Source organism: Paracoccus sp. DMF, from assembly GCF_004407025.1.
GTDB classification, from domain to species: domain Bacteria; phylum Pseudomonadota; class Alphaproteobacteria; order Rhodobacterales; family Rhodobacteraceae; genus Paracoccus; species Paracoccus aminovorans_B.
In genome coordinates this window covers 1-7,282 of the sequence record NZ_SOKV02000078.1, presented here as the reverse complement: position 1 = coordinate 7,282, position 7,282 = coordinate 1, and the positions used below count along the sequence as shown (strand labels likewise).

General features: G+C 65.2%; 12 protein-coding genes and 1 pseudogene. 4 read left to right on the top strand and 9 right to left on the bottom strand.

Features of this window, described 5'->3' with window-relative positions; genetic code table 11:
* Window positions 1–166: 166 nt before the first annotated feature.
* On the bottom strand, window positions 167–433 hold the full coding sequence (locus E3D03_RS19660) for a type II toxin-antitoxin system ParD family antitoxin (protein ID WP_062562689.1): 267 nt from the start codon (window positions 431–433) through the stop codon (window positions 167–169).
* A gap of 199 nt (window positions 434–632) precedes the next feature.
* Between E3D03_RS19660 and E3D03_RS19655 the strand changes: the two genes are divergently transcribed.
* From E3D03_RS19655 to E3D03_RS19640, 4 genes are read left to right on the top strand one after another with little or no spacing between them, the layout of a single operon-like run.
* Window positions 633–923, top strand: coding sequence for an ArsR/SmtB family transcription factor (locus E3D03_RS19655; RefSeq protein ID WP_068767516.1), 291 nt, complete (start codon window positions 633–635; stop codon window positions 921–923).
* The gene (locus E3D03_RS19650; RefSeq protein ID WP_263568357.1) at window positions 920–1,918 is read left to right on the top strand and encodes a permease; all 999 of its coding nucleotides are present in this window, start codon (window positions 920–922) and stop codon (window positions 1,916–1,918) included. Before E3D03_RS19655 ends, E3D03_RS19650 begins: the two co-directional genes overlap by 4 nt.
* A 14-nt stretch (window positions 1,919–1,932) precedes the next feature.
* Entirely contained in the window at window positions 1,933–2,160 is a 228-nt protein-coding gene (locus E3D03_RS19645; RefSeq protein WP_181745517.1) for a thioredoxin family protein, read from the top strand.
* The gene (locus E3D03_RS19640; RefSeq protein ID WP_220185193.1) at window positions 2,160–2,570 is read left to right on the top strand and encodes an OsmC family protein; all 411 of its coding nucleotides are present in this window, start codon (window positions 2,160–2,162) and stop codon (window positions 2,568–2,570) included. Before E3D03_RS19645 ends, E3D03_RS19640 begins: the two co-directional genes overlap by 1 nt.
* Here the strand turns inward: E3D03_RS19640 and arsH are convergent.
* From arsH to E3D03_RS19600, 8 genes and pseudogenes are all read right to left on the bottom strand, one after another.
* A complete protein-coding gene (gene arsH, locus E3D03_RS19635; protein WP_411969837.1) occupies window positions 2,556–3,278 on the bottom strand; it encodes an arsenical resistance protein ArsH in 723 nt (240 codons plus the stop codon). The genes E3D03_RS19640 and arsH overlap by 15 nt on opposite strands.
* Window positions 3,265–3,693, bottom strand: a complete 429-nt coding sequence (gene arsC / locus E3D03_RS19630) for an arsenate reductase (glutaredoxin) (RefSeq protein WP_062562695.1) — start codon at window positions 3,691–3,693, stop codon at window positions 3,265–3,267. Before arsC ends, arsH begins: the two co-directional genes overlap by 14 nt.
* Window positions 3,690–4,703: an ACR3 family arsenite efflux transporter gene (gene arsB, locus E3D03_RS19625; RefSeq protein ID WP_062562696.1), complete on the bottom strand. Its 1,014-nt coding sequence runs from the start codon at window positions 4,701–4,703 to the stop codon at window positions 3,690–3,692. Before arsB ends, arsC begins: the two co-directional genes overlap by 4 nt.
* Window positions 4,700–5,020 carry an ArsR/SmtB family transcription factor gene (locus E3D03_RS19620; RefSeq protein WP_156429176.1) on the bottom strand — a complete coding sequence of 107 codons (321 nt, stop codon included), beginning with the start codon at window positions 5,018–5,020 and terminating at the stop codon, window positions 4,700–4,702. The genes arsB and E3D03_RS19620 overlap by 4 nt, the downstream gene beginning before the upstream one ends.
* Window positions 5,021–5,277: 257 nt before the next feature.
* Entirely contained in the window at window positions 5,278–5,523 is a 246-nt protein-coding gene (locus tag E3D03_RS19615) for a hypothetical protein (RefSeq protein ID WP_411969836.1), read from the bottom strand.
* The gene (locus E3D03_RS19610; protein WP_263568356.1) at window positions 5,520–6,194 is read right to left on the bottom strand and encodes a YcbK family protein; all 675 of its coding nucleotides are present in this window, start codon (window positions 6,192–6,194) and stop codon (window positions 5,520–5,522) included. The genes E3D03_RS19615 and E3D03_RS19610 overlap by 4 nt, the downstream gene beginning before the upstream one ends.
* A gap of 70 nt (window positions 6,195–6,264) precedes the next feature.
* Window positions 6,265–6,573, bottom strand: a complete 309-nt coding sequence (locus E3D03_RS19605) for a hypothetical protein (RefSeq protein WP_043132951.1) — start codon at window positions 6,571–6,573, stop codon at window positions 6,265–6,267.
* A gap of 33 nt (window positions 6,574–6,606) precedes the next feature.
* Window positions 6,607–7,282, bottom strand: a pseudogene (locus E3D03_RS19600) (DUF2793 domain-containing protein); the annotation flags it as partial.

Genomic DNA, 7,282 nt, shown 5'->3' with positions numbered 1-7,282 from the left:
CGCAGGTTCAAATCCTGCCCCCGCAACCAAAAAGTCCCGTAAGATCAAAGGCTTCAAAGCCGATCATAACGCTCGGCTTTCGTCATTCCAAATTCTTGTCAACACGTGGTCAACGTTTATCGAGGCCCCCTTCGACGGGGGCCTTTTGCGTGCCGTGCGCTGCCGATCAGACGCCACGATCATCCCGGAACCGAGCAATCACGTCAGCTGCGCTCAATGGCCGATAGCTTTCCTCCGGTGCGGCGAAGGCAAGCATGAGTTCGGCTTTCAGACGATCAAACGCCTCCTGCTCCGTCCGTTCTTTGTCGTGGCGGATCAAATCGTGCACGTACTCGCTGACATTCTCGTACGTTCCGTTGTCGCCCACGTTCGCTGCCACGAACTCGCTCAGCTCATTGCTGATGCGGACACCCATCGTCTTGGTCTGGGACATGTTGTCCTCCACTTTCGTGTGTTCACGATCACCAAAAATGAACACGCAGGCAAGTTGCACGACGTCCCTTTTTGTCCTTGTTCGCGCTGGATGCGTTTCTCGCGCGTTATAGAATGGTCGTCGCCTCGCTTCGCTTGATCCAGATCACGGCACGGAACGCCCGCCTATGCGCAGATGCGCATGAAGTGGAGCGCCGCCGATGATCTTAGCCGTTCTGTCTGCCCTTGCGGAACCGACCCGTCTTGAAGCCATGCGCTTGCTGGCGGATGGGTCGGAACACTGTGTCTGCGAGCTGATGCGAAAGCTGGGAGCCACCCAAAGCCGGATGTCGCGGCACATGCAGGTGCTGAAGCAGGCGGGGCTGGTGCTGGACCGTCGCGACGCGCAATGGGTGCGCTACCGGATCAGCCCGGAACTGTCGCCATCCCTCGCCCGTCTGGTCGAAGCTGCGCTCGAGCGGCCAATCATGGTCACGGAACGGGCAGCATGAGCGTGTTTGGCTGGCTGAACGACCAACTGCTGCGGATGACCTGGCTCAACGATCTGGTCGGCGCGGGCGTGGCGGCCGTCGGGCTGGACCCCGCCTCGCGCATTGGCGGGTCGGTGCAGTTCTTCGTCTATGACGTGATCAAGATCTTCATCCTGCTCTCGGTGCTGATCTTTGCCATCTCCTATGTGCAAAGCCATTTTCCGCCCGAACGGACGCGGGCCATGCTGGGCGGACGGTCCGGTCTGGGCGCCAACACGCTCGCGGCCCTTCTGGGCACGTTGACGCCGTTCTGTTCCTGCTCGTCGATCCCGCTCTTCATCGGCTTTACCGCCGCTGGCCTGCCGCTGGCGGTGACGTTCTCCTTTCTGATCTCCTCGCCGCTCGTGGATCTGGCCTCGGTCATCCTGCTGGCCTCGATCTTCAGCTGGCCCATCGCGCTGGCCTATGTCGTGGTCGGGCTGGTGGTGGCCATCGTGGGCGGGACGATCATCGGGCGCATGGGGATGGAGGGTCAGGTTGCGGAATTCGTCCGCACCGTTCCCGTCTCGGGCGAAGCCGCGATCCTGACGCGGGGCGAGCGCGTGACATATGCGCGCGATCAGGTGGTGGAGATCGTCCATCGCGTCTGGCCCTACGTGCTGATCGGCGTCGGGATCGGGGCCGCGATCCACAACTGGGTGCCTGCCGACGTGATCTCGGCCCTGCTGGGTCAGGACAAATGGTGGTCGGTCCCGGTGGCGGTGCTGGTGGGCGTCCCCATGTATGCCGACATCTTCGGGACACTGCCGATCGCCGAGGCGCTGGTGGGCAAGGGGGTGGGCCTTGGCACGGTGCTGGCCTTCATGATGGCGGTGACCGCCCTGTCGCTGCCATCGCTGATCATGCTCAAGCGGGTGGTCAGGATGCCGCTCCTCGTCACCTTCACCGGCGTCGTGACCCTTGGCATCCTGTCCATCGGGCTGATCTTCAACGCGATTTCCACCTGGTTCATCTGAGAAAGGACCACATCATGATCATCAAGATTCTCGGCTCGGGCTGCAAGAAATGCATCGCCTTGGGCGAAAACGCCAAAGTGGCGGCTGCGGCTGCCGGGAAGGAGGCCGAGATCGTCAAGGTCACCGATTTCGCCGAAATCGCCGCCTATGGCGTGATGTCGACGCCGGGGCTGGTGGTCGATGAAAAGGTCGTCTCGACCGGAAAGGTGCTGACAGCGGAAGAAATCGGGCGGCTCCTCTGATGGAGTATCGCGTCCACGCCCGCCGCATCGATGCGCATGGCAGTCTCGCGATTGCGAAGGAGGCGCAAGTCACGCTCGACACCGATCTGGCGGGGCGGCCTGATGCGATGAACCCCGTGGAACTGCTGCTGTCGGCCCTAGCGGCCTGCATGCTGAAAGGGATCGAGCGGGTGACGCCGATGCTGCACTTCCAGATCGACGGGGCTGAGGTGCGGCTGGAAGCCCTGCGCCAGGATGCGCCACCGAAGCTGACCCTGATCCGCTACGAGATCGTCGTGGACAGTGCCGAGACCGACCAGCGCCTTGATCTTTTGCACCGCAACGTCCTGAAATACGGCACGATCTCGAATACGCTTTCCGGGGCGGTGCCGCTGGAAGGCACGCTGCGCCGCGCCTCAAGTGGCAGCTGACAGGTTCACCCGTTTCAACAGCGCCTCGGCGCTTTCCTTGCGCTCGGAATAGCGGTCCACGAGGTAATCGGCCCGATCGCGCGTCAGCAGGGTGAACTTCATCAACTCTTCCATCACGTCCACGATCCGGTCGTAGAGCGGCGAGGGGCGCATCCGCCCGGCCTCGTCGAACTCCTGAAACGCTTTTGGGATCGAGGACTGGTTCGGGATCGTCAGCATCCGCATCCAGCGGCCGAGGACGCGCATCTGGTTCACCGCGTTAAAGCTCTGCGATCCGCCCGAGACTTGCATGACGGCCAGCGTCTTGCCCTGCGTCGGCCGCACGGCGCCGTCGGAGAGCGGGATCCAGTCGATCTGCGTTTTCATCAGCCCGGTCATGGCGCCGTGCCGCTCAGGGCTGGACCAGACCATGCCTTCGCACCAGGCCGCCAGATCGCGCAACTCGCGCACCTTGGGCTGGGTGGCATCCACGCCGTCATCGACCAGCGGCAGGCCGGAAGGACTGAAGAACCGGACCTCGGCCCCAAGCCGGGTCAGGATGCGCCCCGCTTCCTCGGCCGCCAGCCGCGAAAAGCTGCGGGCGCGCAAAGAGCCGTAGAGGATCAGGATGCGCGGCGGATGCGCAGAGGTAGAGCCACCGAACAGCCGGTCGCGGTCGATGCCTGGGAACAGCGCATCGTCGATGTTGGGCGTATCAGACAAGACGATTTCCTTCCGCGTCGATGATCATCTGCCCGTCCTCCTTGGCCAGCGGGCCGGGGGGCAGGCGGTCGAGCAGGTCCAGCACCACCTCGGACGGGCGGCACAGGCGCACTCCCTTGGGCGTGCAGACGATGGGGCGGTTCACGAGGATCGGATGCGCGACCATCGCATCCAGAAGCCGATCGTCCGTCACGTCCGCGGCGGTCAGGCCCAATTCTTCGGCCGGGGAGCGGGCCACGCGCAGCGCCTGGCGCGGGCTGATTCCGGCGGCCGCGAATAGCGCCAGAAGCTGCGGGCGGGTCCAGCCTGCGGTGAGATAGTCGATCACCACGGGCTCGTATCCGGCGGCTCGGATGATCCCGAGGACATTGCGCGAGGTGCCGCATCCCGGGTTATGGTGGATGACGACGGGAAAGCTCATGCTGGAAACCTGCCGCGCGTGCGGTTGGCGAAGGCGACGAGCGACAGCATAACCGGCACCTCCACCAGAACGCCGACGACCGTGGCCAGCGCTGCGCCCGAGTTCAGCCCGAACAGCCCGATGGCGACCGCCACGGCCAGTTCGAAGAAGTTCGACGTTCCGATAAGCGCGCAGGGCGCGGCCACCTTGTGCGGCAACCTCCACGCATAGGCCCAGGCATAGCCAAGCGCGAAGATGCCGTAGGATTGCAGGATGATCGGCACCGCGATCAGGGCGATCAGCAGCGGTTGGGCAATGATGACCTGCCCCTGGAAGCCGAACAGCAGCACCACGGTCAGCAGCAGGCCAAGGACCGAGGTGGGCTTGATCCTCGCGGTGAAATCCTCGACCGACCGGCCCCGCGCGATCAAGGTGCGTCGTGTCAGCCAGCCTGCGATCAACGGAATGACGATGTAGAGGACGACCGACAGGATCAGCGTTTCCCACGGCACGCTGATGTCCGTCACGCCCAGCAGGAAGGCTACGATGGGGGCGAAGGCCACGACCATGATCAGGTCATTCACGCTGACCTGCACCAGCGTGTAGTTGGGATCCCCCTTCGTCAGTTGCGACCAGACGAACACCATCGCCGTGCAGGGCGCAGCACCCAGCAGGATCAGCCCCGCGATATACTCGGGCGCCTTGGCCGGGTCGATCAGCCCGGCGAAGACGTGGTTGAAGAACAGCACCGCCAGCGCGGCCATGGTGAAGGGTTTGATCAGCCAGTTGATCGCCAGCGTGATGATCAGCCCCTTGGGGCGTCGTCCGACATCCTTCAGCGAGCCGAAGTCGATGGCGATCATCATCGGATAGACCATCGCCCAGATCAGCACGGCCACCACAAGGTTGACCGAGGCGTATTCCAGCCCGGCCAGCACACCGAACAGGCCCGGCGCGAGGTTGCCCAGCACAAGGCCCGCCAGGATGCAGAGGGCGACCCATAGGGTCAGCCAGCGTTCGAACAGACTCATGTGGTTTCCTTCCGGGTGGGAACGCAGCAGGCATCGCCGGGGGGCGGTGTCAGGCTGGCGATGAACTCCGCCAGCGGGGCCAGCGCATCTGGGTTCAGCGCATAGCACACGCGCGGCCCGTCGATCTCGCCCGAGATGATCCCCGCCGCCTTGAGGATGCGCAGGTGCTCTGACACCGTGGACTGTGCCAGGCCGACAGCATCCACGATGTCACCGCCGATGCAGCCGGGGGTGGCCAGCAAAAGCCGAAGGATGCGAAGACGGGCCGGATGAGCCAGCGCCTTTGCCAGATCTGCAAGGTGATCGTTCTGAGGCACGCGTGATTCCAATAGATTCGTTAATCGTCGATAAACGATATAACTGTCGTTGTGATAGGACAACCCTGAGAGAGGCAATGCTGCGTGACCTTTCGTGCGGTCATCACCGACACGCGCGCGCCTGGTCGCGCGACACAGCGTAGTCGATCAGCATCCGGACGACGACGGCCCCTTCCGGCAGCGCCTCGACCTCATCGGCGGCCCGCGCTTGATCTGCTGCGGTGTACTCGACCACAGGCGGGCAGGGCGCGCTGGTCTCAGAACTTACCGTCGCGCAGCCGGTCAGCCAGAGCATCGCGATCAGCAGGGCGGCGGGCGGCGGCGTCGAGCATCTGGCGGTGGATGGCATCGTTTCTCTCTTGGGCATCAAGCCGTTCGGCCGCGCGCCCGGCGCGCTCGCCTGCGCGGCGGAGGTTCAGCAGGAACAGCAGGATCGCTGCTGCGATGAGGATGAGGCCCAGCGCTTTTCGCGCCGGGCCATGGGTGAGGACCCAGCCGATCACCGCTGGCCCCGTTTCCAGTCGTCGATCCGGGCGTGGATGGTGACGGCGATGCCGATCAGCGCGATGGCAATCAGCACCCAGCGCAGCGTGTCTAGGTAGGGCACCAGCGGCTGGATCGTGGACTGGGTTTCCGCAAGGACGTCCTGCAGCACTTCCACCCCGGCCGCGCCGACGGTGGCCGCCCCAGCCGCGCCGCCACCGCGCAGCGTGCGGCTTTCCGACAGGATTTCGCGCGCGGGCGGCAGTTCCGGGGCGAAGGGCACCGCGCGCGCCGGAAAAGGATCGCCCCAGGACCGGGCAGGACCAAGGTCGATGTGCATGAAGCCCGAGCGGGGGTAATAGCCGAACCCCAGGAACCCGACCGCCCGCGCCGCCGCCTCGAAGGCTGCGGGATCGTGGTTCGACATGGCGATGTCGAAGGCCGTGCCCTGCATGTGCTTCGAGGCCGGGGCCCCGCCCACGGCTTGGTTGTGTTCCGGGCTGCGATAGGCCGAGCGGATGATCAGCGGCTTGCCCAGCCGGTCGCGCAGGGCCTGCAGCTTGTCCATGGCTTCCGTGTTGATCTTGATCGCGCCGGTGCCGCGGCAGGCGATCTCGGCGGCCGAGAAGTTCGGCCAACGCCATGCAAACGCGGGCACGTCGCGCCAGTGGGGGTAGGTCAGGGTGGGCATCGTGGATCCTCCAGATGAAAAAACCCGCCTCTGGGGCGGGTGGGGTGTCGGTCGGCGAGGTTCGGATGGGTCAGTCGGATCGGCCGCGCTGGAAGGCGTCGAAGAGCATGTCCCGCATCGACCGGATGTCAGTCTCGATCCGGTCGAGGCGGTCGCCGTCAGCCTTCCGATCTTCGCTGCGCTGGCGGTCGATGCGGTCCCGGTCGGCGATCAGTTCGCGGTCGAGGCGGTCCAGCAAGGCCTCGTTGGTGAAGGCCTTGCGGGTGATCGCCGCGATCAGGGCCATGGTGCCACCGATCAGGGCGGTCAGCGCGGCGGTGATCCCGTGGTCCCGAAAGGCCCGCGCGACCTCCCCGGCGAGAGTGGTCTGGTCGTTCATGATGATCCTTTCATTGCCGCGGGCTGCGGTCGGTCAGAAATCGGTTTCCAGGTAGACCCCGGCACAGTCGTAGGCGACGGCAGCGGCGGTTGCGCCGGTGTTCAGGAACAGCCTCGGCGACAGGAATTGTGTGGCCGCTGGCAGGTCGGCGGTGATCTCCTGTTCGAAGACCGCACCCGAAACCTCGTCGACGACACGCACCCAGACCGAGCCGCCATTCGGCGGGGCCGCGATGAACAGGGTCAGCACCCCGCCCGTGGCGATGGCAAAGCTCGACCCCATGTCGGTCAGGCTCGGTGCCCCGGTGCTGTCGTTGGCCACGAGTTGCCAGCGGGTGTGCGTCCCGCGCTGGAAGCCGATGCCGATACAGTTGATGGCGGCGGCCAGCGTCAGGGTGGTGGCCAGCGCGGCCGTCGATCCATAGAGGCCGAAGAACCCCATGCCCGTGGCCTGCAGGGTCGTCAGCGAAATCCGCGTGACGAAGGTCCAGCCGCCGAGGCCCGCCGCGTTCCCGCGCCAGCAGGCCCAGCCTGCGGATCTCTGGTCGGCGACCGAGTCCACGACGGCCGCCGAAGTCAGGCGCCAGCGCCGCATCGAGGCGGCCAGGTTGGTCGCGGCGAGGGTGGGGTGCGAGACGGTGCCGACCGAGGTGATCGGCATGCCTTCGGTTGTGATGGTCGTGCCGGTCGAGGGCGACCAGTTGGCGATC